This window comes from Cupriavidus sp. BIC8F (assembly GCF_032465815.1).
In the GTDB taxonomy this organism is placed as follows: domain Bacteria; phylum Pseudomonadota; class Gammaproteobacteria; order Burkholderiales; family Burkholderiaceae; genus Cupriavidus; species Cupriavidus necator.
In genome coordinates this window covers 2,213,103-2,238,129 of record NZ_CP136095.1, presented here as the reverse complement: position 1 = coordinate 2,238,129, position 25,027 = coordinate 2,213,103, and the positions used below count along the sequence as shown (strand labels likewise).

Annotated in this window: 25 protein-coding genes; 6 read left to right on the top strand and 19 right to left on the bottom strand. The window is 68.7% G+C overall.

Going from position 1 to position 25,027, the window contains the following annotated elements; translation table 11 throughout:
- Positions 1-38: 38 nt before the first annotated feature.
- Positions 39-1,223, bottom strand: a complete 1,185-nt coding sequence (locus tag RS901_RS30340; protein ID WP_316154210.1) for an acyl-CoA dehydrogenase family protein — start codon at positions 1,221-1,223, stop codon at positions 39-41.
- Between the two features lie 11 nt (positions 1,224-1,234).
- Positions 1,235-2,788: an AMP-binding protein gene (locus tag RS901_RS30335; RefSeq protein WP_316154208.1), complete on the bottom strand. Its 1,554-nt coding sequence runs from the start codon at positions 2,786-2,788 to the stop codon at positions 1,235-1,237.
- 133 nt (positions 2,789-2,921) lie between these two features.
- Between RS901_RS30335 and RS901_RS30330 the strand changes: the two genes are divergently transcribed.
- Positions 2,922-3,815, top strand: coding sequence for a LysR family transcriptional regulator (locus RS901_RS30330; protein WP_316154207.1), 894 nt, complete (start codon positions 2,922-2,924; stop codon positions 3,813-3,815).
- 21 nt (positions 3,816-3,836) lie between these two features.
- Here RS901_RS30330 and RS901_RS30325 read toward each other — a convergent pair whose 3' ends face one another.
- The 4 genes from RS901_RS30325 to RS901_RS30310 form a co-directional block, all read right to left on the bottom strand.
- Positions 3,837-4,841, bottom strand: a complete 1,005-nt coding sequence (locus RS901_RS30325; RefSeq protein ID WP_316154206.1) for a tripartite tricarboxylate transporter substrate binding protein — start codon at positions 4,839-4,841, stop codon at positions 3,837-3,839.
- Positions 4,842-4,913: 72 nt separating this feature from the next.
- The gene (locus RS901_RS30320) at positions 4,914-6,080 is read right to left on the bottom strand and encodes an acyl-CoA dehydrogenase (protein ID WP_316154205.1); all 1,167 of its coding nucleotides are present in this window, start codon (positions 6,078-6,080) and stop codon (positions 4,914-4,916) included.
- A gap of 20 nt (positions 6,081-6,100) precedes the next feature.
- Complete coding sequence (locus tag RS901_RS30315) at positions 6,101-7,291, bottom strand: CoA transferase (protein ID WP_316154204.1); 1,191 nt, start codon at positions 7,289-7,291, stop codon at positions 6,101-6,103.
- Between the two features lie 13 nt (positions 7,292-7,304).
- Complete coding sequence (locus tag RS901_RS30310) at positions 7,305-8,075, bottom strand: enoyl-CoA hydratase/isomerase family protein (protein WP_316154203.1); 771 nt, start codon at positions 8,073-8,075, stop codon at positions 7,305-7,307.
- A 108-nt stretch (positions 8,076-8,183) separates the two neighbouring features.
- Here RS901_RS30310 and RS901_RS30305 point away from each other — a divergent pair, with 108 nt between their 5' ends.
- Positions 8,184-9,020 (top strand): IclR family transcriptional regulator, encoded by an 837-nt coding sequence (locus tag RS901_RS30305; protein ID WP_316154202.1) that lies wholly within the window; start codon positions 8,184-8,186, stop codon positions 9,018-9,020.
- Between the two features lie 7 nt (positions 9,021-9,027).
- On the opposite strand, the gene RS901_RS30300 is transcribed toward RS901_RS30305, so the two are convergent.
- From RS901_RS30300 to flhC, 3 genes are all read right to left on the bottom strand, one after another.
- Entirely contained in the window at positions 9,028-9,906 is an 879-nt protein-coding gene (locus tag RS901_RS30300; protein WP_114135422.1) for a lipid A biosynthesis lauroyl acyltransferase, read from the bottom strand.
- A 362-nt stretch (positions 9,907-10,268) separates the two neighbouring features.
- Positions 10,269-10,646 carry a hypothetical protein gene (locus tag RS901_RS30295; protein ID WP_316154201.1) on the bottom strand — a complete coding sequence of 126 codons (378 nt, stop codon included), beginning with the start codon at positions 10,644-10,646 and terminating at the stop codon, positions 10,269-10,271.
- Between the two features lie 130 nt (positions 10,647-10,776).
- Positions 10,777-11,370, bottom strand: a complete 594-nt coding sequence (flhC, locus tag RS901_RS30290) for a flagellar transcriptional regulator FlhC (protein ID WP_410054197.1) — start codon at positions 11,368-11,370, stop codon at positions 10,777-10,779.
- Between the two features lie 363 nt (positions 11,371-11,733).
- Between flhC and RS901_RS30285 the strand changes: the two genes are divergently transcribed.
- Positions 11,734-11,943 (top strand): hypothetical protein, encoded by a 210-nt coding sequence (locus tag RS901_RS30285; protein ID WP_316154200.1) that lies wholly within the window; start codon positions 11,734-11,736, stop codon positions 11,941-11,943.
- A gap of 45 nt (positions 11,944-11,988) precedes the next feature.
- Here the strand turns inward: RS901_RS30285 and RS901_RS30280 are convergent, their stop codons facing one another.
- The 6 genes from RS901_RS30280 to RS901_RS30255 form a co-directional block, all read right to left on the bottom strand.
- Positions 11,989-12,480 (bottom strand): flavodoxin family protein, encoded by a 492-nt coding sequence (locus tag RS901_RS30280; protein ID WP_018309499.1) that lies wholly within the window; start codon positions 12,478-12,480, stop codon positions 11,989-11,991.
- A gap of 78 nt (positions 12,481-12,558) precedes the next feature.
- Positions 12,559-13,572 carry a tripartite tricarboxylate transporter substrate binding protein gene (locus RS901_RS30275; protein ID WP_316154199.1) on the bottom strand — a complete coding sequence of 338 codons (1,014 nt, stop codon included), beginning with the start codon at positions 13,570-13,572 and terminating at the stop codon, positions 12,559-12,561.
- 58 nt (positions 13,573-13,630) lie between these two features.
- Positions 13,631-14,611, bottom strand: a complete 981-nt coding sequence (locus tag RS901_RS30270) for a tripartite tricarboxylate transporter substrate binding protein (protein ID WP_316154197.1) — start codon at positions 14,609-14,611, stop codon at positions 13,631-13,633.
- On the bottom strand, positions 14,608-15,924 hold the full coding sequence (locus tag RS901_RS30265; RefSeq protein WP_316154195.1) for a DUF1254 domain-containing protein: 1,317 nt from the start codon (positions 15,922-15,924) through the stop codon (positions 14,608-14,610). Before RS901_RS30265 ends, RS901_RS30270 begins: the two co-directional genes overlap by 4 nt.
- A gap of 11 nt (positions 15,925-15,935) precedes the next feature.
- The gene (locus RS901_RS30260) at positions 15,936-17,249 is read right to left on the bottom strand and encodes a DUF1254 domain-containing protein (RefSeq protein ID WP_316154194.1); all 1,314 of its coding nucleotides are present in this window, start codon (positions 17,247-17,249) and stop codon (positions 15,936-15,938) included.
- A gap of 25 nt (positions 17,250-17,274) precedes the next feature.
- Entirely contained in the window at positions 17,275-19,422 is a 2,148-nt protein-coding gene (locus RS901_RS30255) for an acetate--CoA ligase family protein (protein WP_316154193.1), read from the bottom strand.
- Positions 19,423-19,562: 140 nt separating this feature from the next.
- On the opposite strand from RS901_RS30255, the gene RS901_RS30250 reads away from it, so the two are divergent.
- On the top strand, positions 19,563-20,300 hold the full coding sequence (locus RS901_RS30250; protein WP_316154191.1) for a GntR family transcriptional regulator: 738 nt from the start codon (positions 19,563-19,565) through the stop codon (positions 20,298-20,300).
- Between the two features lie 113 nt (positions 20,301-20,413).
- The gene (locus tag RS901_RS30245; RefSeq protein ID WP_316154190.1) at positions 20,414-20,776 is read left to right on the top strand and encodes a DUF2880 domain-containing protein; all 363 of its coding nucleotides are present in this window, start codon (positions 20,414-20,416) and stop codon (positions 20,774-20,776) included.
- Positions 20,777-20,778: 2 nt separating this feature from the next.
- On the opposite strand, the gene RS901_RS30240 is transcribed toward RS901_RS30245, so the two are convergent.
- From RS901_RS30240 to RS901_RS30230, 3 genes are read right to left on the bottom strand one after another with little or no spacing between them, the layout of a single operon-like run.
- Positions 20,779-21,195: a GFA family protein gene (locus tag RS901_RS30240; protein ID WP_316154189.1), complete on the bottom strand. Its 417-nt coding sequence runs from the start codon at positions 21,193-21,195 to the stop codon at positions 20,779-20,781.
- Positions 21,196-21,209: 14 nt separating this feature from the next.
- Positions 21,210-21,674, bottom strand: coding sequence for an SRPBCC family protein (locus RS901_RS30235; protein ID WP_316154188.1), 465 nt, complete (start codon positions 21,672-21,674; stop codon positions 21,210-21,212).
- Complete coding sequence (locus tag RS901_RS30230; protein ID WP_316154186.1) at positions 21,671-21,991, bottom strand: helix-turn-helix domain-containing protein; 321 nt, start codon at positions 21,989-21,991, stop codon at positions 21,671-21,673. The genes RS901_RS30235 and RS901_RS30230 overlap by 4 nt, the downstream gene beginning before the upstream one ends.
- A gap of 226 nt (positions 21,992-22,217) precedes the next feature.
- Between RS901_RS30230 and RS901_RS30225 the strand changes: the two genes are divergently transcribed.
- A complete protein-coding gene (locus tag RS901_RS30225) occupies positions 22,218-22,700 on the top strand; it encodes a DUF1579 domain-containing protein (protein ID WP_316154184.1) in 483 nt (160 codons plus the stop codon).
- Here RS901_RS30225 and RS901_RS30220 read toward each other — a convergent pair.
- Entirely contained in the window at positions 22,697-24,967 is a 2,271-nt protein-coding gene (locus tag RS901_RS30220) for a VTT domain-containing protein (protein ID WP_316154182.1), read from the bottom strand. The two genes, RS901_RS30225 and RS901_RS30220, sit on opposite strands and share 4 nt — an antisense overlap.
- Positions 24,968-25,027: the final 60 nt, after the last annotated feature.

The window sequence follows — 25,027 nt, the reverse complement described above, 5'->3', positions numbered from 1 at the left end:
TGGTCCTCATGCCGGCGGCGACCGTGCCGCCGGCACGGTCAGGCCTTCTGCTGCTGCAGCGGTTCGAGGATAGCGCGCGCAATGGTGTTGCGCTGGATCTCGCTGGTGCCGGTGAAGATGCGGAACATGCGCAGCTTGCGGAAGGTCTGCTCCACCGGATGGCCGCGCGTGACGCCGACATTGCCGTGGATCTGCACGGCCTTGTCCGCCACCTCGAAGCAGCGCTCCGAGACAAAGAGCTTGCACGCCGCGGCCTTCATGCGCAGATCGGCGCCGGCATCGGCCAGCGCGGCGGTATGCGTGATCATGCTTTCGCAGGCCCACAGCGCGGCGGCCATGTCGGCCAACATGTGCTGGATCGCCTGGAAGCGCGCGATCGGGCCGCCGAACTGGCGGCGCTGGGCGGCGTATGCCACCGACGACTCATACGCCTTGGTGGCCAGCCCCAGCATGCTGGGGCAGTGCAGCAGGCGGTTCACGTTGATGCGCGACATGCCTAGCTTGAAGCCGTTGCCTTCGCCGCCAAAGATATTGGCGCGCGGCACGCGCACGTTCTCGAAGCGGATGTCGCCGTCGATATGCTGGCCCGACATCGGCACGTACTCGTTGCTCACCGTGACGCCCGGCAGGTTCAGGTCGACCAGCACCGCCGTGATGGCCGGCGGCGTGGTGGTGGCGTCGGTCACGCACATGACGATGGCAAAGTCGGCGAACGGGGCGCCGCTGATGTAGTGCTTGCCGCCGTTGATGACCAGCTCGTCGCCATCGGCCACGGCCGAAGTCCTGATGCTTTGCGCGTCGGAGCCGGAATGCGTTTCCGTCAGTGCGAAGCAGGTCGATTTCTCGCCGCGGATCACGGGCTCGAAGTAGCGCTTGAGCTGGTCCGGCGTGGCGTATTTGAGCATATTGCCCACGCGCGGCGGGCCGCCCAGGTCGCCCAGCACGTGCGCGGCCAGGGTGGAGCCGCTGGCGGCCAGGTCGGCCTTGAGCGCGCATTGCTCCTGGATGTTCAGGCCCTTGCCGCCGAGCGATGTCGGCAGGCACGCGGCATAGACGCCCAGCTCGCTGGAGCGGCGCCAGACATTGCGCAGGGTCTCGCGCGGCCACGGGTCTTCAGAGCCCAGGCCGAGTTCCTGTTCCAGCGGGCGCATCTCTTCGTCGATAAAGCGGCGGATGCCGGCGCGGGTTTCCAGCAATACGGGATTGGTCAGGTGATCGAACATGGCGGACTCCTTCAGTTCACGCGGCGCCCGACGCCTTGCCAGTAGCGTTCGCGCACGATCTTGCGGGCCAGCTTGCCGCTGGCGTTCTTGGGCAGTTCGGCGACAAAGTCCACCGAGCGCGGCGACTTGTAGTCGGCAATGCGCTCGCGGCAGTGCGCGATCAGCTGCTGCGCGGTGGCCTCGCGCCCGGGGCGCAGCGTGACCACGGCCTTGACGCTTTCGCCCCAGGTGTCGTCCGGCACGCTGATGACGCAGGCTTCCAGCACGTCGGGGTGCTGGTACAGCGTGGCTTCCACCTCGGTCGGATAGACGTTGAAGCCGCCGGAAATAATCATGTCCTTCTTGCGGTCGACCAGGTACAGGTAGCCGGCCTCGTCCACGCGCGCCATGTCGCCGGTGTGCAGCCAGCCGTCGATGACGGTCTCGCGCGTCAGCGCGGGCTCGTTGAAGTAGCCGTGGAACACGTCTTCGCCGCGGATCACCAGTTCGCCGATCTCGCCCACGGCAACCTCCTTGCCTTGCTCGTCGACCACGCGCACCTCGGTCTCGCCCAGGGCGCGGCCGCAGGAGGCCAGGCGCTCCGGGTGATTGGCGATGGCGTCGGCATGGTCGGCAGTGGACAGGCGCGTCACGCCGGAGGTCGATTCGCTGGCGCCATAGCCCTGCGACAGGATCGGGCCGATGCGCTCCCAGGCCTCGCGGATGCGTGCCGGCGCCATCGGGGCGGCACCGTAGGCCAGGGTCTTCAGGCTGGACAGGTCGGCTTGCGCCAGCGTGGGTTCGGCCAGCAGCATGTTGATCATGGCCGGGACCATGAACACGTGGGTGATGCGCAGCCGCGCCACCTCGGCCAGGAAGTGCGCGGGCTCGAATTTCTCGAACAGCACCAGCGTGGCGCCCTGGTACAGGTAGGGCTGCATCAGCATGCCGGAGGCGTGCGTGACCGGCCCGATCAGCGCCAGCCGGTCGCCGGGGCGGGCCGGGCGGTCCATGCCGGACACCATCTTGCGCAGCGCTGCCATGCGGTTGCCGTAGCTCTGCATGGCAGCCTTGATCTTGCCGGTGGAACCGGACGAGAAGTGCAGCACGGCCAGGTCGTCGGGGGCAGGGGTGATGTCCGGCGGCGTGGTGCCGGCGTTGGCCAGCAGCGTTTCATATTCGACATAGCCCGCCGGCGCATCGCCGATGGCGATAAAGGTCTCGATGCTGCCGAAGCCGGCCGTGGTGCGCGCATAGCCGGTGTAGCCGGGGCCGGCGATCAGCACGCGCGGGGTGCAGTTCTCGACCACGTCGCTGGCCTCGGCCGCAGTGAAGCGCGGGTTGAGCGCCGCCTTGACCAGGCCGGCCTTGTACAGCGCGCATTCCAGTTCGACCAGCTCGGGCCGGTTGCGCGACTGCACCGCGACGCGGTCGCCGGGCTGCAGGCCCAGTGCCAGCAGCGCATTGGCCAGGCGCGTGGAGCGTTCGTCCAGCTGGCGATAGGTCACCACCCGGTCCTGATAGAGGATGGCGGGCTGGTCGCCCCAGTAGCGCGCGGCGCGGCGCAGGAAATACGCGAAACCCATGCTGTCTCCGTTGATGCTTGATGATCCTGGCGAGCGCTTTTGCGTGTGCTCGTGCACCGTAGTCTGTAAGATGACAGGCATCACCACAATGACGTATTGGCTATAAAGTCATAACCATCAGGAATGTGAGGCAATGGAGACGCGGGATATCGAATACATCCTCGCCGTGGCGGCGCACGGCGGCATCGGCCGTGCCGCCGACGCGCTGGGCATCAGCCAGCCGGCGCTGACCAAGGCGGTGCAGCGGGTGGAGACGCAGGCGGGGCTGCCGCTGTTCGAGCGCACCGCCAACGGCATGACCGCCACCTACGCCGGCACGCGCTTCCTGGAGCGGGCACGGCGCATCCAGCTGGAATACGAGGACGGCATCAAGGAGATGCTGGGCATCCGCACCGGCGAGCAGGGCATCCTGCGCGTGGGGTATTCGCCGTCGATCCCGGGCAGCGTGATCCTGGGCGCTTGCCGGCAACTGGTGCGCGAGCGTCCCGTGGCGCGGCTGCGGCTGCGCCGCAGGCTGGCGCGCGACCTGCTGGACCTGCTGGCGGCGGGGGAACTGGATGTGGCGGTGGCGCCGGCGCCGTTGGCAGCCTCATCGGCCGGCCTGGCGGTACAGCCGCTCTTCGACGACCGGCTGGTGGTGGTGGCGGACGAGGGCCACGCCTTGCTGCAGCGGCGCAAGCTGCGGCTGGCGGACCTGGCGGACCAGGAATGGCTGCTGCCCGAAGGGCATATCACGCTGCGCCAGCAGGTGGACGCGGCGTTCCGCCAGCGCGGCTTGCCGGAGCCGCAGCCGCGCATCGAGATCGACTTTGGCAGCAGTTCGCTGTTTGCGCTGATGCAGGGTACGCAGATGCTGAGCATCGCCAATGAAGGCGGCGACGCCATGCAGCACGGCCTGCGTGTGCTGCCGCTGGCCGTGGAGGAACTGGACCTGCGCCGGAACATCGGCGTGATTTCGCGCGAGGGCGCCTATCTGTCGCCGCTGGCGCAGCGCCTGACGGTGCTGCTGCGCGAGCACAGCCGCTGAGCCAGCGGCAGGGCCACGCGGCTATTGCAGCGGGATCTTCGCCACCGCCGCCAGCCGCTTCCAGCGCTGGATCTCGTCCTTCTGGTACTGCAGCATCTCGGCCGGCGACGACAGGATCAGCTTGGTCGACTGGCGCGTGTAGTACTCGCGCACATCCGGGGCGTTGCCGGCCTGCGCAAACAGGTCCAGCAACCGCTTCACCACCGCCGGCGGGGTCTTTGCCGAGACCGCCGCGGCCACCCAGTTGTAGGCCAGGAAGTCAGGCAGGCCGGCTTCGACGATGGAGGGCACGTCCGGCAGCAGCGGCGAGCGCTGCGGCGCGGTGTAGGCCAGCGCGCGGACCTTGCCGCCACGGACCAGTTCGATGGCGCCGGTGGCATCCACCACGGCAAAGTCGACATTGGCCGCCATCACGCCGTTGATGGCATCGCCCGCGCCCTTGTACGGCACGGCGGTGGTCTTGATGCGGGCCAGCTCGTTGAGCCACTCGGAGTAGAGCGTGTAGGAGATCGAGCCCGTGCCGTAGTTGAGCGCGCCGGGGCGCTTGCGGGCATCTTCCAGCAGCTCCGTCAGCGTGCGGTAGGGCGAGCTTGCCGGCACGATGATCACGCATGGCCCGCGTGACAGCAGCGTGATCGGCGCAAAGTCCGTCAACGGGTCATACGGCAGCTTGCGGAAGGTGGCGGCGTTGGTCGACAGCGTGGAATTGCTGCCGATAAAGACGGTGTAGCCGTCAGGCGGCGCGTTCAGCGCGGTCTGCACGCCGATAAAGCCGTTGCCGCCGGGCTTGTTCTCCACCACCACGCCCTGGCCGGTCAGCTCGCCGATCTTCTTGGCGAACATGCGCGCGGTGGTGTCGGTGCCGCTGCCGGAAGGGAAGGGCACGATAAAGCGGATCGGGCGGGCGGGGAAGGCGTCGGCGGACTCGGCAGCGGGTGCCGCTTGCGGCGTGGCGGTGCCGATGACCGCCAGCGCGGCGGCAGCCAGTCCGAGGAAGCGGCGGCGGGAACGGAAAACCTGTTGCATGGTGTCTCCTGAGCGTGGAATGCCCGGCGTGTTCCCGCCGGTGCAAGGGGATAAGCGGGGATAAGCGGGGGCTTAGCGGCGCAGGCCGAGCAGGTCGCGTGCAATCACCCAGCGGTGCACCTCGCTAGGACCTTCATAGATGCGCATCAAACGGGTCTCGTTGGCCATCTGCTGCAGCGGCAGCTCCTTGGTCATGCCCATCGCGCCGAAGGTCTGCATGGCATGGTCGATCACGTCCCACGCCATCTCGGTGGCGAATACCTTGATCATCGATACCTGCGTGCGGGCCTCGTCGCCGGCGTCGATGCGGCTGGCGGCTTCGTAGGTCATCAGGCGGCAGGCGTGGATGCGCGTGGCGGCGTCGGCCACCCACCACTGGATCGCCTGGCGCTGCGCCAGTGGCGCGCCGAAGGTCTGGCGCTGCGGCGCGTACTCGCAGATCATGTCCAGCGCCCGCTGCGCCCGGCCGATGCACCACGCGGCCATCTGCACGCGGCGCGTGGACAGCCGCGCCTGCATCGGCGCAAAGCCCTGGCCCTCGGTGCCCAGCAACTGCGAGGCGGAGATGCGGCAGTCTTCCAGCACGACCTCGTAAGTCGATGCGCCGCCGATCATCGGGATGCGGCGCTCCACCCGGAAGCCCGGCGTGCCGCGCTCGACGATAAAGGCCGAGATGCCGCCGCGCGCGCCCTTGGCCTTGTCGGTCACGGCCATGACGATGGTCCAGTCCGCGCGTGCCGCGCGGCTGATCCAGATCTTGCGGCCGTTCAGCACCCATTGGTCGCCGTCGCGTTCGGCGCGCGTCGTCATCATGGCGGGGTCGCCGCCGGCGCCGGGTTCGGAAATGGCGATGGCCGACACGGTCTCGCCGCGCGCGTAAGGGGCCAGGTAGCGCTCACGCTGGGCCTCGCTGGCGCTCAGCATCAGCATGCGCAGGTTGGGCGAGTCCGGCGGCAGTTCGTAGGGCGTGATGGTCTTGCCCAGTTCTTCGTTGACGCCCACCATCGCCACCGTGGGCAGGTCGGCGCCGCCCATCTCCGTGGGCGCATCCAGGCCCCACAGGCCCAGTTCGCGCGACATCGCGTCAAGCCGCGCGTGCTCTTCCGGCAGCAGCGTCATCTGCCCGCCGGCGGCTTCGCGCGCCAGCACCGCGGGTTCCAGCGGGATCAGCTGCTCGCGCACAAAGCGCGCGACCAGGTCCTTGAGCATCTGGTGTTCTTCGTCCAGTTCAAAGTTCATGCCTGTCTCCTGCTGATTCGTTATCGTTGGCTGACGCCTTGCGCGAGGCCCAGCTCCTGCAGGACTTCGGCGGTGTGTTCGCCCAGCCGCGGCGCATGGCGGCGCAGCGACAGCGGCGTGGCCGAGAAGCGCGCGGCGGGGCGCACTTCGCGCAGCGGGCCTTCGGTGGGGTGCTGCGTTTCCTGGAACAGGCCGACGGCGCGCAGGTGCGGATGGTCGACCAGCGCGTCCAGGCCGTAGATCGGCGTGGCGGGGATGTCGAGCGACTCGAACAACTCCATCCATTCGTCGGTGGTGCGCGCCGGCGTCAGTTCGGCCAGGTGCCCGTACAGCGCACGGATATTGGCGTTGCGCTGCGCGCGGTCGGCCACTTCGTAGCGCTCGGCCAGGTCGTCGCGGCCCACCGCGCGGAAGAAGGCTTGCCAGTGGCGCTCGGTGTAGGGCAGGGCGCAGATCCAGCCGTCGCGGGTCGGCGCGGGGCGGCGCCCGCCTTGCAGCAGGCGGGCGTAGCCGGCACCGGCGGGCGCGGGCTCGAAGGTCAGGCCGCCCAGGTGCTCGGCCAGCACGAACGCGGTCATGGTCTCCAGCATCGGCACCTCCACCGACTGGCCGACGCCGTGGCGCTCGCGGTACAGCAGGGCTGCCAGCACAGCGTTGGCCAGTGCCAGCCCGGTGGTCTTGTCGGCGATCAGGCTGGGCACGTACTCGGGGCGATCGCCGGTGGTGGAACCCAGCGCGACCAGCCCGCAGCCGGCCTGGATGATGTCGTCGAAGGCCGGCTTGTCGCGGTGCGGGCCGTCCTGGCCGAAGCCGGTGGCCACGCAGTAAACGATGCGCGGGTTGATGCGCGCCACCTCGGCATAGCCGAAGCCCAGCCGCTCGATCGCGGCTACGCGCATGTTGTGCACCAGCACGTCGGCGCTGGCGATCAGCCCGCGCAGCGCTGCGGCGCCCTCGGGCGTCTTCAGGTCGAGCACGACCGAGCGCTTGTTGCGGTTCAGCGCCAGGTAGATCGAGCTCATGCCGGCGTGCTGCGAGACGCCGTTGGCGCGCATCAGGTCGCCTTCCGGCCCTTCGATCTTGATCACGTCGGCGCCAAAGTCGGCCAGCACCTGCGTGGCCAGCGGCCCGAGCACGACCGCAGTGAGGTCCAGCACGCGGATGCCGTCCAGCGGGCCGGCCGGCGTGGCGCGGGTGTCTTGTTCGCTCATCAGGCCCACTCCTTCAACGGCGCTTGAAAACAGGGGCGCGGCGCGCGGCCATGGCGGCGACGCCCTCGCGGAAGTCTTCGCTGCGGAACTGTCCGTGCTGGATTGCCAGTTCGCGCTGGTTGATCTCGGCGATGCGGTCAGCCAGCCCTTCGCGCAGCGTGGCGCGCGTGGTTTCCACGGCCAGCGGGGCAGAGCCGGCGATCTCCTGCGCCAGGGCCATGGCGCGGGCATTGACCTGCGCCTTTTCCACCAGTTCGTCGGCCAGGCCGATCTCGACGGCGTCGGTGCCGGTGATGCGCCGGCCGGTGTAGAACAGCAGCGCGGCCTGCTGCTCGCCCACCAGCCGCGGCAGCGTCAGGCTCATGCCGAAGCCGGGGTGAAAGCCCAGCCGGTTGAAGTTGGCGCTGAAGCGCGCCTCGGCGCAGGTCACGCGGAAGTCCGCCACCAGCGCCAGCCCCATGCCGGCGCCGATGGCGGCGCCTTCCACCGCAGCCACGATCGGCTTGCGGTTGCGGTAGAGCCTCATCGCATGCGCGTAGAAGCCGCTCGGGTCGTTGGCGACCGCGCCCTGGTCGGCGCCGCTGAAGTCGGCGCCGGCGCAGAACGCGCTGACGCCGGACGCCAGCACGATGGCGCGGCAGTTGTGGTCATCGTCCAACGCCTGCAGGGTGTCGGCCAGGCGCCGCATGATGTCGGCATCGACAAAATTGTGCGGCGGGCGGGACAGGACGATGCGGGCCACGTGGCCTTCATGGGCGACCTGGATATCGGCGTCGGTTGACATGTGGGGCGCTCCTCTGTGGTGGGTCGGCTCGGGGCCGGGATGCACACAGTATTCGCGCCGCACGGCCGTACCGCTATACTCAAATTTCACTAACTGAAATTACTGACGATGCCGGACGCTGTGCTGCCAGAGCTCTCCACCCGCCGCGTCACGCACCAGACCGGCCGCTTTACCCGCGACACCGCGGGCAGCCAGTCGCTGGAGCGCGGGCTGGTGCTGCTGCGGGCTTTCCGTGTTGGCACCACCAGCCTGACCAATGCCGAGCTGGCGGTGCGCACCGGCCTGCCGCGCCCCACCGTCAGCCGGCTGACGCGCTCGCTGGTGGATGCCGGCTTCCTGCGCTATGACGTGAACGAACGCGCCTACCGGCTGGCGCCGGTGGTGCTGAGCCTGGCCGATGCCTTCCACCAGTCCAGCCGCGCCCCGGACATTGCATTGCCGCTGATGCGCAAGGTGGCCGAGTCCGGCAAGGTCAACGTGGGGCTGGCCGTGGGCGACCAGCTGGAGATGGTGTACCTGGCGTCGATCCGGCACAGCCGCGACAGCGTGTCGCGCACGCGGCGCGTGGTGCCGGGAACACGCGTGCCGATGGAGATGACGGCGATCGGGCTGTCATGGCTGGCGGCGCAGCCTGAGGGGGTGAGGGAGGACCTGCTGGCCGGCGTCGCCGCGCGCCAGGGCGAGGCCTGGACCGGCATGCGGGCGCAGGTGCTGCGCGGCATTGCGCAGGCGCAGCGGCACGGCTATTGCACCGCGGCCTACCAGCCCGGGCACCTGCTGGCGGTGGGGGCCGCATTCTCCGGACCGGACCAGCAGCTGTACGGGCTCAATATCAGCTTCCCGTTCAACGAGAGCGAGCGCGGCCGCGACAATGCCCGCTATGCGGCCCAGCTGGCGCGGCTGGTGGCGGACATCCAGGAGGCCTGGCGCCGCGCGGCCGGATAATCCGGGCTCAGTACACCGACGGCATGCCTGCGGGCCGGTTCTTGAAGCGCCGGTGGATCCAGTAATACTGCTCCGGCATGGTGGCGATCTGGGTTTCGAGGAAGGCGTTCATGCGGCGCGAATCTTCCTCGACGCTGCCCGAGGGGAAGCCTTCCAGCGGGTCGAATATGCGCAGCCGGTAGCCGCGGTAGTCGGGCAGCACTTCGGTGGTGAAGGGCACCACGCGCGCGCCGGTCATGCTGGCCAGGCGCGAGGCCGAGGTCAGCGTGCAGGCCGGCACGCCAAAGAACGGCACGAACACCGAATCGTTGATGCCGAAATCCATGTCCGACGCCAGCATCACCGGGCAGCCGGCGCGCAGCGTGCGCACCACCTGCTTGCCGCTGCCGCTGCGCGGGATCATCTCGGCGCCAAAGCGCCCGCGCTGCGTGCGCGAGATTTGTTCCAGCATCGGGCTGGACATCCTGGTGTACAGCGAGGCCACCGGGTGGCGCATCGAATAGAACATGCAGCCGGCCTCGATGCCGACGAAATGGAAGCCCATGAAGATGGTCGGATGCTCCGCGCACGAGGCCAGGTCGATGCGCGAGTCCAGTTCCACCAGCTTGCCCAGGCGCTCGGCGCTGCCGAACCACTGCACGCCACGCTCCAGGTAGCTGCGCAGGACGTGGCCGAAGTGGTTTCGTGCCAGCTTGTCCCGCGTGTCTGCATCCATGTCCGGGAAGCACAGGGACAGGTTGGTATGGACAATGCGCCGGCGGCGGCTGGGAATGCGATACAGCAGCTTGCCGATCGCATCGCCCAGGCGTGCGGTGACACCGTACGGCAGGGCGGCGACGAGCTTGAAGACTGCGATGGTGAGCGCAGCCTGGAGCCGGTGTTTCATGAAGATCCTAGGGAGCGGCAGCGGCGGCTGGGGCAATGGCCCCGGGCAGGCGGCTGCGCGGCAATAATTCGGGCGGTGTGCCGGCTGAGAGGGGCGGCATGAGTGCGCTGTGCGTCGCTGCGCAAGCGTTCTCCGAAGGGCGCACTGTAGCACGATGGCCGCTGCCCGGCGATGACGGTTACTACCAGTAGCAAACAGGGCGAGATTATTGCAGCGCCTGGGAGATTCCGCGGAAATGCCCTGGCAGGGGCAGGGCATTTCAGGCTGCGATCCGGAGAAAGGAAAATGGCGCTGAATAATACGCGCAGGCGGCGCCGCCAGGCCTGCAATAATGACCGGCGGGATTATCCGACAGGCATTGCTCAGGGTTTTTTCAGCTCGCCCAGATAGTAATTGACCTCGGCAAGCAGGGCGCGGTGGAATTCCGCCGGCAGGACATGGTCGTCGGTCAGCGACATCAACTGGTTGATGCGCTGGCGGAAGCGCTGCTCGGCGCTGGCGCGCGCCGCCGGCGGCAGGCCCGTGGTCAGCGAGCACAGCAGCTCGCGCATCACCAGCAGGCGCGCACCGTACTGGATCATGGCATCGCCTTGTGTCTTGAGGTTTTGCGCCAACTGTTCCGGCATCGTCTTGCCCGGCTCGCCGGGCGCGGCCGGCGCGGGAGCTTCGGCGGCGTTGTGGCCATTGTTGTCGGGCGCGGCCGCGCCGGTCTTTTTTCCAAGCATAGTGATCCTGAACATGGGCGAGGCTCCCTGGTACAAGCGGGGCCGGCCTGGAACGCCGGCGGCCTGGATGGCAGAAGCACTCATCATGGAAGCCTGCCGTGCACCGGACTGTGCGGCGGCAGACACTGGGACGGCTTGCGCGGCGTCAGCCGGGTTTGCGGCACTTGCCTGCGCGCGCCGGCGGCAGGCATAGCCCGCAGACGTAGCGGTGGCGCGCATCGTCGGCCTGCACGACATACTCACCCCGGCAGTCCCTGCAGCGCGCCAGCCGCAGCATGCCGCGCTCATAGAAGCGCACCAGCGTCCAGGCGCGGGTAAAGCTCAGCTGCGAGGCCTCGCCGGTGGCGCACAGCTGTTCGCGGTACATGCGGTAGCTGGACAAGACCGCGCGGATCCCGTCCAGGCCACCGCGGCTGGTCATGAAGCGGTAGGCGCCAAGCAGCATCGAGGCATGGGCATTCGGGCGCCAGGTGACAAACCAGTCCGTGGAGAACGGCAGCATGCCCTTGGGCGGCGATACTCCGCACAGCTCCTTGTACAGCCGGATCAGCCGCACGCGTGGCAGCGACACTTCGGATTCCAGCACCTGCAGGCGGGCGCCCAGGCCGATCATCTCGATCGCCAGGCGGATCTGCTCAACATCCTGCAGCATGCTCTTGCCGGGAAGCGGGGGTCTGGCGCGCGGAACCGGGGCCGGTGAGCCGGCCACAGCCGTGCCGGCGATATCGTGTACATCCATGGGTCTCCTCCTGGAGATATATCGGAATTGGGCGCGGGCAAAGTGCCGGTTGCTGATCCGGCTTGCCCGGGCCTGTCACCGATAATCATGATCCGGCGTGTGACCGTGCGCGGCACGGTTTCTCGCGGGTCCGGGGCTCAGGTTTCTCGTAGTCGAGGAGGATTTTTGGATCGATCGGGGAGTTATAACCATGACATGCATCAACAATCATATTTCCGCGATTATTGTGTGTCATGTACGGCGCCTGGATTTGACCGTCCCCACCCTGGTGTAGGAGAAGTGCCCGCACGCTATCGGACTGACGCCGATTTCATTGGCAGGCCCATGGACTACGCTGCAAGAACACCAACGACGGAGCGACCCATGGCTGCGAACTTCCTGATCAGGCAGACGGCGCAAGGCTGGGAACTGACGGTCGAAAGTGCCCTAAAGGGCCTGGTGCACTGCGAGGATCGCGAAATCGCCGTCAATATCGGCATGGCTGCGGCCAGGCGGCGTGGCGTCGCGCTGATCGTGCAGGAGGAAGAGGGCGGCAAGGACACCTCGCGCGGCATCGCACCACTGGCTGCCTGAACGGGCCCGCCTCGCCCCGTAGCGCCGGATGGCCCCTGCGTGCCATCAGAACACCCCAAGACCCAACCCCGCCGCCAACCCCTCACCCAGCTCCGCGCAACGCGCCAGGTCCCCGGCTTCAATGTGCTTGGGTGCGAGGATGCGCTCAGGCGTCTGCGCATGCGTACAGACGATCAGCCCCGGCGCCACGCCGTTGAGCCGCCAGCCGGTGGCGATGCGGTCGATCTGGCGCAGCGCATTCTCGCCATCGCTGCCGGCGCAGATCATGGTGGCGTAGGGGCGGCCGTTGATGCGGTCCAGCGCGGCGTAATAGCAGCGGTCGAAGAAGTCCTTCATCATCCCTGCCATGGCGGCCAGGTTCTCCGGCGTGGCGAAGAGATAGCCGTCGGCGGCAAGGACATCGTCCGGGCCGGCCTCGGCAGCTGTCTTGAGCACGACCGTGACGCCGGGCTGCTGGCGGGCCGCGTCAGCGGCGGCCTCGGCCATCTGCCGGGTGCCCCCGGTCATGGTGTGATAGACGATCAGCAGCGTTTTCATGCTTGCGTGTTCACGGTATGCCTGTTGCCGACGACTGTAGCACGCAGTCGCCGGCACGACCGGTTCACGCTGTGGCTGTCAATCCAGCGTCACCCCGGTATCCGCCGTCAGCTTCAGCACCACTGGCAGGTAGGCCTTGTACGCTGCCTCCGCCTGTGCCGGGGTATTGCCGAGCGGTTCCGCGCCCATGTCCACGATGCGCCGCTGCATGTCGGCGCTGGCGACCAGGCTGGCGGTCTCGCGGCCCAGGCGGTCGATGATGTCCTGCGGCGTCCTGGCCGGTGCCATCAGGGTGATGGGGCCGGTCAGCCGGAACGGGTCGTCAGCGTAGCCGGCTTCCGCGAAGGTCGGCACGTCTGGCAGGCCCTGTGCGCGGCGCGTGCCGGTGACCGCGAGGGGCCGCAGCTTGCCGGTGGCGAAGTGTTGCTTGAGTGCGGTCACGGAGCCCACCGTCACGTTGACCTGGCCGGCCAGCAGGTCGGTCACCATCGGCCCTTCGCCGCGGTAGGGCACGTGCAGCATGTCCGCCTGGTATTGCCTGGCGAGGTAGGTCTGGATCGTATGCGGCTGCGTGCCCGGGCCCCACGACCCCATGCGCAGCTTGCCGGGCGACGCCTTGGCATAGGCCAGCAGTTCGGCAACGGTCTTGGCCGGCACGCTGCTGTTGACCGCCAGCACGGTGCGCGCGGTGGCGATGTCGGAGATCGGGCGCAGTTCGGTGCGCGGATCGTAGGGCAGCTTCTTGTACAGCGCCAGGTTGGATGTGATCGGGCCGGGAATGGTCATCAGCAGCGTATAGCCGTCAGGCGCCGACTTGGCGACGTAGTCGGTGCCGATGATGCCGCCGGCGCCGCCCTTGTTCTCCACGACCACCGTCTTGCCGAGCTGGCGCGACAGGCCATCGCCGATGGTGCGCGCCAGCGTGTCCGTCAGCCCGCCCGGCGGGTAGGCAACGATCAGGTGGATGGGCTTGGCCGGGTAGGCGCCCTGTGCACCAGCGGGGGCGGGCGCGGCGGCCAGGGCCAGCATGGTGAGCAGGGGCAGGGCGACTTGCAGCAGCGGGCCGCGCAGCAGGGGGGCAGCGGTCATCATGATGGCGTTGTCTCCTTGGGATGGATTGTCACGTGTTGCCTACGTCGAAGGGGATGTCTCACTCCAGCTTGATGCCGCGCGCCTTGATCAGCTTGCCCCATTTGCCGATCTCCTGGTCGATGAAGGCGGAAAACGCGCTGCCCGGCTCTGGCTGCGGCTCAAGCCCCAGCCCCAGCAGCTTCTTGCGGATGTCGGCATCGGCCAGCACGGCCGATGCCTCGCGGTTCAAGCGCTCGGAGACGGCGGGCGGTGTGCCGGCCGGCGCGACCAGGCCGAACCAGCCGTAGCCGACCATGCCCGGGTAACCCTGCTCGGCAAAGGTGGGCGCATCCGGATAGACCGGCGAACGCTGTTCCGAGGCCACTGCCAGCACGCGCAGCTTGCCGGCCTTGATAAAGGGCAGCGCCGAGGTGATGGCGGTCAGGGTGGCGTCCGCGCGGCCGGCCAGCAGTTCGGTATAGGCGGTGGCGTCGCCGCGGTAGTGGACATTCAGCAGCTTGAACTTGCCGACCTGCCCGAACAGTTCGGCGGTCAGGTGCGGGCCGGAGCCTGCGCCCGGGGAGGCCAGCGTCACGCCATCCGGCTTGTCCCGGGCCATGCGCACGAAGTCGGCCACGGTGCGAGCCGGCGAGCTGGCATTGACGATCAGGAAGACCGGGCCCAGCACGCGCGGCCCTACTGGCACGAAGTCCTTGTGAACGTCGTAGCGCTGAGCGATTCCTGCCGCGGTATTGATGGCGAAGGGCGCGGCGGCCCACAGCAGCGTGTAGCCGTCCGGCGCGGCATGGGCCACCTGCTCGGTGGCCAGGCGCGTGCCGGCGCCAGGTTTGTTCTCCACCACCACCTGTTGGCCAAGCTTGTGGCCAAGTGCCTCGGCAAGGATGCGGGCAGAGATGTCATTGGAGCCGCCAGCGCCATATGGCGACACCAGCTTGACCGGCCGCGACGGATACGTTTGCGCCTGCGCGGGGCTGGCCAGGCACAGCATCGCCAGGCCGGCCGTCAGCACGGCCCGGGCGAAGATTGAGGTCCGATTCATGATGGTTCCTTCATGCGGCGGATGGGTGGATAGCGGAAGGTGCGTTCCAGGTGCGTGGTGCCGGGCACGTAGAGGCGCAACGCTACATAGAACGGCTCCGCGGGTGCCGGCAGCCAGTTGCCGGCCAGGGCGTTCTCCGAAGGGGGTTGCGCGCCCAGCACGATGCGCAGGCTGCCATCGGGCGCCGAGCGCAGGGTCGGCGAGCGGTCGCCCAGCGAGTAGCGCTGCAGGGGGTTCTCGACCAGCATGCAGTCCGATTTACGGTACATGGTCAGCGACCAGAATGCGCCCACTTGGGGTAGTCCTTGCCGGGGAAACACCAGTTCATACTGGTGCGTGCCGTCCAGCGGCAAGCCATCGCCATCGCAATCGGCCATCAGGTACATGGCTTCCTCAACGCCTAGCGCACCGATGTAGTTGCGCGCCACTTCGGCGCGCAGAGCGTAGTGGGTGCCGAACGAGGTGCGGATTTCCACCGGCAGGAACCAGCCGCCGCCCAGCGCGGAGGCCCTGGGCGCGGCCAGTTCCGCGTCGACCTGCGTCAGCGCGGTGGCCAGCGCCGCGCGCTGTGCCCCGCTCAGCGCCGCATTGCTGCCGATGCCGGCCGGGGCAAAGGCGCGGACCAGTTCCGCTTCGGCGGCGGGTGGCGGGTTCTCGCGCAGCATGCGGGTGACGACGGCGGCGTAGCGGTCGGGATCGGCTGGCCGCTCGCCGGCTTGCATGCCAGCATCGAATACGGTTGCTGCCCTGGTGCCGTCTGGCCGGCGCAGGCGGATGCCGTCCTGCAGGGCATGTGCACCCGGCAAATCGGCTTCGCCATCGGCCAGGATGCGGCCGATGATCCAGACCGCGTTGGTGGGACAGGGCAGCGGCGTTGCGCCGGCCGGCACCTCGCCGCGCCAGGCTGGCCCATGCAGCAGCCACGTGCCGCCTTGCGCGCCGGTGGTGCGGGTGCCGATATAGCCGAACGGGTTGGTATAGGCGTCGAGCAGGCCGAGCACGTAGTAGCGGCCGTGGCAGTCGGGCACGTCGAGCAGCAGCGGGCCGCCGGACAGGTCGAGCCACGCATTGGTGTAGAGCGTGTCGTTGTTCGGCGTGACGACCTGCCGGTGCTGCGGGCCGAGCAGCGCGCGCACATGCGTGGCAGTGTTGATCCAGCGCAGTGTGGAATCGGGCCCGTCGCCGGCAAAGACCCCGGCGCCATCGCGGCGCGGGCAGGTGGCGGCGCGCATGCGCGCCATCTCGTACAGCGGCAGCGTGTAGCGCACCGCGTCGCGCGCCAGCGTGCCGAGCTGGTTGTCGTGGGGCTCCATGGCGCGCTCCATCAGGCAACGCGCCGCAAGGGCGGGATCACGTAGTCGCCGGCCATGAAGCCATCGGTCGGGTGGTAGAGCCGCAGGATCAGGTAGAACGGGCCGTCAGGTGCCGGCAGCCAGTTGTCCTGCGCCTGCGTGGGGCGCTGGTGCGAGATGGTCAGCGTGAGGCCACCGTCGGCATCGTATTGCAGCCCGGGGCTGCGGTCGCCCAGTGCGTAGCGCCCGATGGCGTTGTCGGTGAAGAATCGGTCGGCGCCGTAGAGCGAGACCGACCAGAACGCCTGCGCCGGCGGCAGGTGTCCCGCCGGGAAGTGCAGCGCGTAGGCGTGGCGGCCGTGCAGCAGTTCGCCGTCGGCGTCGTAGTCGGCAGCGGCATAGACGGCCTCGTCGGCGCGCAGTGCGCCCAGGCCCTTCATCGCGGTGACCGCGCGCTGCATCCAGTCGTCGCCATAGCGGCCCAGCAGCAGGCTGTAGGTCCAGCTCTTGCGCGCATGGCTGCGGGTGTTGGCCTCGATCAGGGCCATGCCTTCGTGCCAGGCGCGGACCAGGCCCTGTTGCACCGCAGGCCGCAGCGCGCCCACATCGACGGCGTCGCCGGCGCGGATGCCGCATTTGCGCAGCAGTGACAGCAGGCCCGCGGCAGAAGGCTCGGCAGGATACTCGCGCAGCGCGTTGAAGATGTTGGCGAAGAAGTCCAGCGCGGGCTCGCCGCCTTCCTGCCAGTCGCGCACGCAGGCGGGCTGCATGCTGGTGCCGCCGGACAGGCGGAAGCCGTTCTCGAAGGCGCTCGCCGCCGGCAGGTCGTCGGCACCGGTCACCAGCACGCGGCCCAGCAGCCAGACCAGTGACGTGGGGCAGCGCACCACGTGGTCGCCTTCGGCGTGCTGCCCGGGGCCGGCCAGCACGATGTCGGCGCCGGCCGCGGGCACGTTGCGCGGGCCCAGGTTCTCGAAGTTGTTGGTCCAGGCGTCCAGCAGCTCCACCACGTAATAGCGGCTGGCGTCCGGCAGTGCCGGCACGCGCAGCGTGACCGGGCCGTCGGCCAGGTTGACCCAGGCGCAGAAGTAGAGCAGGTCGTTGGCCGGGGTGACGACGTCGCGGTCCTTGTGCGTCCACTGGTGCGTGCTGGCCGACAGCACGTTGACGGGGGCACGGCCATAACCCGTCGCCTGCGCTACGGAGGTCTGCAGCTGGCAGGTGCGCAGGCTTTCAAACAGCGGATAGGTGGCAAGCACCAGCGGCAGCGCCGCCGCGGCAGTGAGGGCTTCCTGGGGCGTGTCGATGGGCGCGCCGGCAAGGAAGGGCGCAGCGGGTTGGTTCATGGCGTTGTCTCCGTCGGGTTTGGCTTTAGTCGTTGATACCGTCCCCGGCATGCAGCGTGACTACGGCATCGGCCGCGACCACGCCCTGGGCGGTGACGATCAGCGGATTGATCTCCAGCGTTTCCAGCCGCGGCCCGAGTGCGGCGGCGGCCTGCGATATGCGCACGAACACTTCGGCCACGGCATCGGCGTCGACTGCTGGATGGCCGCGATGGCCGCACAGCAGCGCTTCGGCACGGCTTGCGCGCAGCATGGTGCAGGCGCGGGCATGGGTCAGCGGGGCCAGGCCGAACGCGGTCTGCCGGAAGATCTCCACCGCCGTGCCGCCGATGCCGGCCAGCGCCACCAGCCCGAATACCGGGTCGCGCCGCACGCCCACCATCAGCTCGCCCCAGCCGCGCACCATGCCGGCGACCAGCGCACCGTCGAAGCGCGCCGGGCTGCCGTGGTTTGCGGCGGCCTGCACCTGTGCAAAAGCCGCACGCACCGCCTGCGCATCAGCCACGTTCAGCACCACGCCGCCCACGTCGCTCTTGTGCAGGATGTCGGGCGAGCACAGCTTGACGGCAACGGGGTAGCCGATGGACTCGGCGATGCGCACGGCCTCGTCGGCATCGCGCGCCAGTCCATGGGGTGCGGTGGGGATGCCGCAGGCGGTGAGCCACTGCATGGCATCGAACTCGGACAGCGACGTGGTGTCGCGCGGGAGGTCCGGCGCAGCCAGGGCCGCGGCGGATACGGCGGGCTTCGCTTGTGCTGCCGCAGCCTGCGCGGCGGCGCGGGCCAGCACGGCTACGGCCTGCACCGCGTGGGCGGGCTCGCGCAAGACCAGCGCGCCGCGCGCTTCCAGCCAGCGGCGCTTTTCGTCATCGACCAGCCCGCTGAACAGCAGCGGCGCCGCGGTGCCGCTGCGGTGCAGGGTCTCGACAGCTTCCTGCAGCCCGGGCCAGATGCGCGGCGCACCAACGCCGCCCGCCAGGAAGGCGACCACACTGCCGTAGTCGGGGCTTTGCGCCGCGGCGGCAATCGCGTCCAGCAGCACTTCCGGCTGCGCCACGATCTGCCCGGTGACGTCGATGGGATTGGCCGTGCTGGCAAAGGGGATGGCGCAGCGCAGCGCAGTGGCCGCGGCTTCCGGCATGGGCGGCAGCGGCAGGTCCAGCGCCTCGGCCTGGTCGGCCATCATGATGCCGACGCCGCCTGAAACCGTGACCAATGCGACCGGCGTGACGGTGTTTGCCGGCTCTTTCGCCGAGGGCTGCCAGTGCCTCGGGCGGCGCCCGCGCGACAGCACGTAGCCCAGCCGGAAGAAGTCATCCAGCGTATGGGCGCGGAATACGCCGTACTCGTCGAAGACCGCCTGGTAGACGGCGTCCTCGCCGGCCAGGCTGGCCGTGTGTGATTGCGCGGAGCGGGCCCCGGCCTCGGTGGTGCCGACCTTGGTCACCACCACCGGCTTGCCCGCGGCACGCGCCGCCGCCAGCGCGCGGCGCAGGCGCGTGCCGTCGCGGCAGCCTTCCAGGTAGGCCAGGATCACGCGGGTGGCGTCGTCGTGCGCCAGCCATTCGATCACGTCGGCCACGTGCAGGCCGGCCTCGTTGCCGGTGGTGACCCAGTGGCTCAGGCCCAGCGATGCCTCGCGCGCCAGCGCAAAGGCATAGGCGCCAAAGGCGCCGCTCTGGCTGACCAGCCCGACATCGCCCAGCGGCGGCAGCCCGCTCAGCGGCATCGGCGAGAAGGTGGCAAAGACGCGCTCGCGCAGGTTCATCGCGCCCAGGCAGTTGGGCCCCAGCAGCGTGATGCCGTGCGCCTGCGCCAGGGCCGTCAGCTCCGCCTGCATGGCGATGCCGTCGCCGCCGGTTTCAGCAAAGCCCGAAGTGAAGAACACCGCGGCGCGCGTGCCGTTGCGCGCCAGCTGGCGCATGGCGTCCAGGCTGGCACTGACCGGCAGCGCCACGATGGCGAGGTCGGCCGGTGTGTCCAGCGCATCCAGCGAGGGCACCGCAGCCAGCCCCTGTACTTCGCGCGCCGTGGCATGCACGGGAATGATGCGGCCGGCGTAGCCTAGTTCGCTCAGCAGCCGCACCGGCATGCCACCTACCTTGTCGGCCTGGGTGGAGGCGCCGATCACGGCGATGGTGCGCGGCTGCAACAGGGCGCAGAGGTCTGGCATCGCTTGTCTCCGTATGCGTGCGCCATGACGTGTGGAACGGCGCCGCGAATCTTGTCATTGGTGTGTCGGAACATGTTGTCATAACATGTTATGATGAGTCAATGTTGTTATGATAAGTAGAAGCCCGCATCGGACATGCCGTGAACACCGCTAATTTCGTGACAACAAGCTCACTGCCTCGCTTCAAGCAGATCGAAGGTGCGCTGCGCCAGCGCATCGTCAACAACGAATGGACCCCGGGCATCAAGCTGCCCTCCGAGGCTGAGCTGATGGCTGAATTCGGCGTCAGCCGCATCACCGTGCGCCAGTCGCTGGCATCGCTGCTCGCCGAAGGGCTGATCGAGACGGTGCACGGCAAGGGCAGCTTTGTCAGCCGTCCGGCGGGGCAGGCGGACCTGGGGCCGTTGACTGGCTTTTTCGACTACATGCGCGCGCGCGGGCACGAAGCGCACGGCAAGCTGCTGTCGACGCGTCTGATTGCGGCGCCGGCCATCGCCACCGATGCGCTGCGCCTGCCGCCGGGAACAAAGCTGCTGTGCGTGACCATGCTCAAGTCAGTGGCCGGCACCCCGGTGGCGGTCGGCATGACGATGGCGCCCGAACCCCTGATGCGCGCGATCCTGGAGCACGACCTTGAACGCCACGATGCACTGATGATCGTGGAAGCCCGCCTGGGTTATCGCCTCAAGTACCTGCACACGGAGAGCGCAGCGATCCCTGCCAATGCCGAAACCGCGCGCCGCCTCAAGGTGGCGCCGGGCGAGCCGCTGCTGCGCATCCGATTCACGCCGCACGACATCGACGACAAGCCGCTGGCTTTCTCCGAATTCATGTTTCGTGGCGACAAGTTCACCTACAAGGCCTGCGTGCGGCGCTAGCGCTGCCTGGCGGTGGCGTCAGGGGAACTTTTGTGCCGGCGCCGTGGCCTGAACGGCATCGGCGCCGGCGTTAGAATGTGGCGTCCAGTTCCGCCCCAGCCCAGGAGTCCAAGATGCTTTCGCCGCTTTTTTCGCGTTCCCTGCCCACCGCGCTGGTGATGGCGTTGTCGGTCACGTGCGCGTCGGCGGCGCTGGCTGCCGGGCAAGACGACGCACCAAAGCCGCGCGGCAAGGACGAGGCCCCGGAGGCCCCGGTCGCCTGCATGAAGGCAGTCAAGGCAGCGCTGCCCAATCCCGCCAGCTTCAAGTGGGTCGGCGGCAAGACCCGCAAGGTGGCCGAAGACGCCTACAGCGTGGTGGCCGACGTCGAATACCTGGCGCAGGACGGCGCCGTGCGCAAGGCCAAGGTCCAGTGCGACGTGCTGCGCGCCCCGGGCAACCGGTTCGTGGTGCCCAAGGTCAGGCTGCCGCATTAGGGCTAGCCGGCCGGCATCCGCTCGAATGCCTGCAACGAAGGATCGATGGCGTCCCACGCCGGCCCGCGGACGCTGTAGGTGAGGACCTGCGGCACGAAGCGGTCCGGGTCGTCCAGGCTGCCCGCGTGGACCGCGATCAGCTCCGGCATCGCGGCAAAGCGCAGGAAGACCGGCGTGCCGCAGACCGGGCAGAAGGCGTGGACCTTCACGTTGCCGCTGTCGCCCGCGACCTCCCAGTGCGCCGCCGCGCCGGTGATGGTCATCTCGGCGCGCGCGGGAAAGGTCAGGTAGGAGCCGTGCCCGGTGCCGCTGCGCCGCTGGCAGTCGCGGCACTGGCAGTGGTTCTGGAAGACGGGCGCGTGCCTGGTTGCGTAGCGGATCGCGCCGCACGCGCATCCGCCGGTGTAGGTCTGGGTCATGAGCAACTCCCGGTTCAGGCCGCCTTGGGCTTGGCGAAGACATCGATGGCCTGCCCTGTTTCCAGCAGGGACTTCAGGCTGGAAAGAACGATCGGCCAGCCCTGCCTGATGCCCTTGGCCATCCCGCTGCCGGCCTCGAGTTCGTCGTGGGTGACGGTCAGCCGCACCATCTCCTCGTACGCCTCGATGTCGAAGCTCACGTGGCTGTAGCTGGCCGGATCGGCGGCCTGCGAGGGGCTCGCCCACGTGATGACCAGGCGCGTCGGCGGCGCGGCCTCGACTACCTTGCCGACCACCTGGACCGTGCGCTGCTCGTTGGCGCGCACGTGCTCCCAGGCCGATCCGGGCTTCCAGTCGGAGACGTTCTCGTGGCCCCAGTAGCGCCGCGCGATCTCCGGTTTCGTGATGGCCTCGAACACCTTTTCAGGCGTCGAGCGGATGTAGGTCACATAGACGAAGCTGGTCTTCTCCTGGCTCATTGCTGATCTCCTTCGAGTTCGTTCTTCAGGTCGTGCAGCAGGCTGAGCCGCTGACGTTCGAATTTCCGCACCCAGCGCTCATAGACCTCGTGCAGCGGCACCGGGTTGATGAAATGCAGCTTCTCCCGGCCACGCCGGACCGTACTCACCAGATTGGCCGCCTCGAGGATCCCGATGTGCTGGGTGGCCGATTGCCGCGCCATGTCCAGGTGCTCGCAGAGCTCGCCCAGCGTCTGCCCGTTCCTCTCGTACAGCAGGTCGAGCAGCTTTCTGCGTGTCGGGTCGCCCAGCGCCTTGAAAACCTTGTCAGCGTCCATCCCATCCGTTGTCTTTGTGCGTGAGAGGAGTATATGCAGGCAAATACCTGCATGTCAATCAGCGCATCGCCCTGCGTGCCGCGCGATGGCTCGCTTGAAGGGATACCGTGACAGGCCAACGCAGCACAGCAAATCGCAGGCAAAAGTGGACACTGTCCATTTCATTTGCTAGGCTATGTGTACGGCATCCACAAACATCTGTGGCTGCAACCCGAGGAGACCGCGAATGAAGACCGAAGCGCAGAAGGAGCACCGCTGGCTGCAACGGCTGGTGGGCAACTGGATCGCCGAAGGCGAGGCATCGATGGGGCCGGACCAGCCGGTGCAGAAGTGGGAGATCCCCGAGCGCGTGAGCAGCGTCGGCGAGGTCTGGGTCCAGTGCGTGACGCAGGGCGACATGCCCGGCTGCGGCCCGTCCACCACGGTCATGACGCTGGGCTACGACCCCGTCCGCAAGCATTTCGTGGGGACCTTCATCGGCTCGATGATGACTCACCTGTGGATCTATGAAGGCGAGCTCGATGCCGGCGGCCAGCAACTGACGCTGCGTGCCGAGGGGCCGGATTGCTCCGGCAATGGCCGCATGGCCCAGTACCGCGACGTAATCACCTTCACCGACGACGACCACCGCACGCTGACCTCCTACATGCTGGGCGAGAACGGCGAGTGGACCCAGTTCATGAACGCCAGCTATCGCCGCCAGCGTTAGGCCTGGCGGCGCAGTGCCGCCAGCCGTGCCAGCCGTGCCAGCCGGCCGCGGGGGCCGGGCGGATCGTCGTGCCGGCGCGCGGCGGCGCCCTCGGCATGGCGCCGGCGCCGGCGGCGCAGCACCAGCAGCAGCGACGCCGGCACCAGCAGCACCAGCGCCAGCAAGGCGAAGGTGACCAGGCCCGGATCGCGCGCCGCGGCGGCGACGCGGTTCACCAGGCAGGCAGCGACCACGATGCCGGGCAGCATGCCCAGTGCGGTGCCGAGCAGGCAGTCGCGCAGGCTGATGCGCGATGCACCGATCACCAGGTTGACCAGCGAGAACGGTGCAATCGGCACCAGCCGCAGCACCACCATCGCCACCACCCCGTGCTTGCCCAACTGGTGGCTGACCCGGTTCAGCCGCCTGCCGCCAAAGCGGCGCACGGCATTGCGCCCCAGCAAGCGGCCGGCCAGGTAGCCCGCGCCGGTGCTCAGCACGGTGCCGCACAGCGCCAGCGCGGCGCCGTAGAGCGGGCCGAATATGACCACGGTCACCAGGATCAGCAGCGTCACCGGCAGCATCGTCACCGCGCCGGCCAGGTAGACGCCCATCATCGCCAGCGGTGCCAGCGGCATCTCGTCCAGCTGCTCGACCACGCTGAGCAGCGCGCGGAAGTCCGCCCATTCGCGCAGCGGCGTATGGCGCCACGCAAACGCCAGCCCCGCCAGCAGCAGCGCCAGCGCCACCATCATTCCGACGCGCCCGAGCACGCGCGGGCGTGCCTCATGGCTGACGAACTCGGCCAGCACCTGGTCGCTGTCGATCGGCTCGATCGGGTCCAGCAGGCTGGCCGCCGGCGAGGCGGCATCGACATCGTCCGGCAACGGCGGCTCGTAGGCTTCCAGCGAGCGCCCGTCCGCGCGCTGCAGGCGGCGGATGGCCGCGAGCACGCTGCGGGTGGCTGCGACCTCGGCCTGGAAGGTTTCCGGTGTCACGTCCAGGTGCTCGCCCAGCAGCCGTGCGCGCATGGCGGCAATGGCCGCCTGCACGCGCGGGTCGCCGCCCGACACCACCACGATATTGCACTCGGTATCCAGCCCCAGCGAGCGGTTGCTGAGGTTGGATGAGCCGATGGTGATGAGGTCGTCGTCGATCACCGTGACTTTGCTATGCACGTTGACGCATTCAGGCATCAGGCCCGGAATCGACGGGCAGTAAAGGCAGAAGCGTTCCTGCGTGTCGGCTGCGCGCAGGCGGCGGTACAGGCGCGCGCGCAGCACGCCCATGCTGTGCGCTTCCAGCCAGCCGCTCTCGTTGTGTCTAGACACCAGCACGATATCGGGGCCTTCCTCATGCCCCAGCCGTGCCTCCAGCGCGTTGGCGATCTCGCGCGAGCTGAAGTACTGGTTCTCCATGTAGATGCTGTGCCGGGCCGAGGCGATGGCATCGCGCAGCAGCATGCGGATCTCGCTGACACCGGGCTCGTCCTCGCACATGGGCATGGTGCGGGCGATGGCGACGCGCACGTCGGTCAACTCCGGCGCCAGGCCTGGCGGCCACGGGTCTGACGCGGTGGCCGCAACCGGGCGCGGCTGGCTGCCGCTGGCGCGCAGCCAGCGCGCCGCGCACAGGGTGCCCAGCGCCGCGGCGGCGGGGCCGTCGAGTGCGCACTGCACGTCATGGAAGGGCGGGTAGGGCTTGCCTTCGGCCATGCGCAGCGGCGCGCCGGGGGCATGGCGGCTGTCGTCCCAGCGGCGCAGCGTCAGGTCCAGCCCGCCGACAAAGGCGAGCTTGTTGTCGATGACCACCACCTTCTGGTGGTGCGAGGCGCCGGGGGGATGGTTGCCGTCAAGCCGGAACGACAGGTGCCGGTGCGCCTGCCAGTGCGCGCTGGCCGACGGCAGCCACTCGCGCTCCATCGCCATCACCATGGCGTAGTCCCAGCTCAGGATATAGATGCGCAGCTCCGGGCGCTGGTCCGCCAGCGCGCACAGGAAGTCGCGCAGGCCCGCCGGCAGGCCGTCCTGCGCGCCCTGCGGCACCAGTTCCATGCGGCTGTCGATATCCCAGCCCAGGATGAAGATGGTGTGCTCGGCGCGCGGCAGCGCTTCGCGCAGCGCGCGGAAGTAGGCGTCGGCGTCGACCAGCATGGCAAAGCGCTGGCAGGGCTCGACGCGCCAGCAGTTGCGCCCCGGCTCCGGCGTAAAGCCGGCCGGCGCCTGGCAATCATGCGGCGGGCCAGTTGCGGGGGGCGCGGCGGTGCCGGGCTGGTTGTGTTGCCTCATGTCGCACGCTTCCGGGAGGTTCAGCCAGAAGCGTCGCGCAAGTTCCGTACCGGCGCGGCA

What these genes read in the sequence shown, in the direction of transcription:
- RS901_RS30340 (WP_316154210.1), bottom strand. Translation starts at nt 1,223, where the DNA reads ATGTTCGATCACCTGACCAATCCCGTATTGCTGGAAACCCGCGCCGGC.
- RS901_RS30335 (WP_316154208.1), bottom strand. Translation starts at nt 2,788, where the DNA reads ATGGGTTTCGCGTATTTCCTGCGCCGCGCCGCGCGCTACTGGGGCGAC.
- RS901_RS30330 (WP_316154207.1), top strand. Translation starts at nt 2,922, where the DNA reads ATGGAGACGCGGGATATCGAATACATCCTCGCCGTGGCGGCGCACGGC.
- RS901_RS30325 (WP_316154206.1), bottom strand. Translation starts at nt 4,841, where the DNA reads ATGCAACAGGTTTTCCGTTCCCGCCGCCGCTTCCTCGGACTGGCTGCC.
- RS901_RS30320 (WP_316154205.1), bottom strand. Translation starts at nt 6,080, where the DNA reads ATGAACTTTGAACTGGACGAAGAACACCAGATGCTCAAGGACCTGGTC.
- RS901_RS30315 (WP_316154204.1), bottom strand. Translation starts at nt 7,291, where the DNA reads ATGAGCGAACAAGACACCCGCGCCACGCCGGCCGGCCCGCTGGACGGC.
- RS901_RS30310 (WP_316154203.1), bottom strand. Translation starts at nt 8,075, where the DNA reads ATGTCAACCGACGCCGATATCCAGGTCGCCCATGAAGGCCACGTGGCC.
- RS901_RS30305 (WP_316154202.1), top strand. Translation starts at nt 8,184, where the DNA reads ATGCCGGACGCTGTGCTGCCAGAGCTCTCCACCCGCCGCGTCACGCAC.
- RS901_RS30300 (WP_114135422.1), bottom strand. Translation starts at nt 9,906, where the DNA reads ATGAAACACCGGCTCCAGGCTGCGCTCACCATCGCAGTCTTCAAGCTC.
- RS901_RS30295 (WP_316154201.1), bottom strand. Translation starts at nt 10,646, where the DNA reads ATGTTCAGGATCACTATGCTTGGAAAAAAGACCGGCGCGGCCGCGCCC.
- flhC (WP_410054197.1), bottom strand. Translation starts at nt 11,370, where the DNA reads ATGGATGTACACGATATCGCCGGCACGGCTGTGGCCGGCTCACCGGCC.
- RS901_RS30285 (WP_316154200.1), top strand. Translation starts at nt 11,734, where the DNA reads ATGGCTGCGAACTTCCTGATCAGGCAGACGGCGCAAGGCTGGGAACTG.
- RS901_RS30280 (WP_018309499.1), bottom strand. Translation starts at nt 12,480, where the DNA reads ATGAAAACGCTGCTGATCGTCTATCACACCATGACCGGGGGCACCCGG.
- RS901_RS30275 (WP_316154199.1), bottom strand. Translation starts at nt 13,572, where the DNA reads ATGATGACCGCTGCCCCCCTGCTGCGCGGCCCGCTGCTGCAAGTCGCC.
- RS901_RS30270 (WP_316154197.1), bottom strand. Translation starts at nt 14,611, where the DNA reads ATGAATCGGACCTCAATCTTCGCCCGGGCCGTGCTGACGGCCGGCCTG.
- RS901_RS30265 (WP_316154195.1), bottom strand. Translation starts at nt 15,924, where the DNA reads ATGGAGCCCCACGACAACCAGCTCGGCACGCTGGCGCGCGACGCGGTG.
- RS901_RS30260 (WP_316154194.1), bottom strand. Translation starts at nt 17,249, where the DNA reads ATGAACCAACCCGCTGCGCCCTTCCTTGCCGGCGCGCCCATCGACACG.
- RS901_RS30255 (WP_316154193.1), bottom strand. Translation starts at nt 19,422, where the DNA reads ATGCCAGACCTCTGCGCCCTGTTGCAGCCGCGCACCATCGCCGTGATC.
- RS901_RS30245 (WP_316154190.1), top strand. Translation starts at nt 20,414, where the DNA reads ATGCTTTCGCCGCTTTTTTCGCGTTCCCTGCCCACCGCGCTGGTGATG.
- RS901_RS30240 (WP_316154189.1), bottom strand. Translation starts at nt 21,195, where the DNA reads ATGACCCAGACCTACACCGGCGGATGCGCGTGCGGCGCGATCCGCTAC.
- RS901_RS30235 (WP_316154188.1), bottom strand. Translation starts at nt 21,674, where the DNA reads ATGAGCCAGGAGAAGACCAGCTTCGTCTATGTGACCTACATCCGCTCG.
- RS901_RS30230 (WP_316154186.1), bottom strand. Translation starts at nt 21,991, where the DNA reads ATGGACGCTGACAAGGTTTTCAAGGCGCTGGGCGACCCGACACGCAGA.
- RS901_RS30225 (WP_316154184.1), top strand. Translation starts at nt 22,218, where the DNA reads ATGAAGACCGAAGCGCAGAAGGAGCACCGCTGGCTGCAACGGCTGGTG.
- RS901_RS30220 (WP_316154182.1), bottom strand. Translation starts at nt 24,967, where the DNA reads ATGAGGCAACACAACCAGCCCGGCACCGCCGCGCCCCCCGCAACTGGC.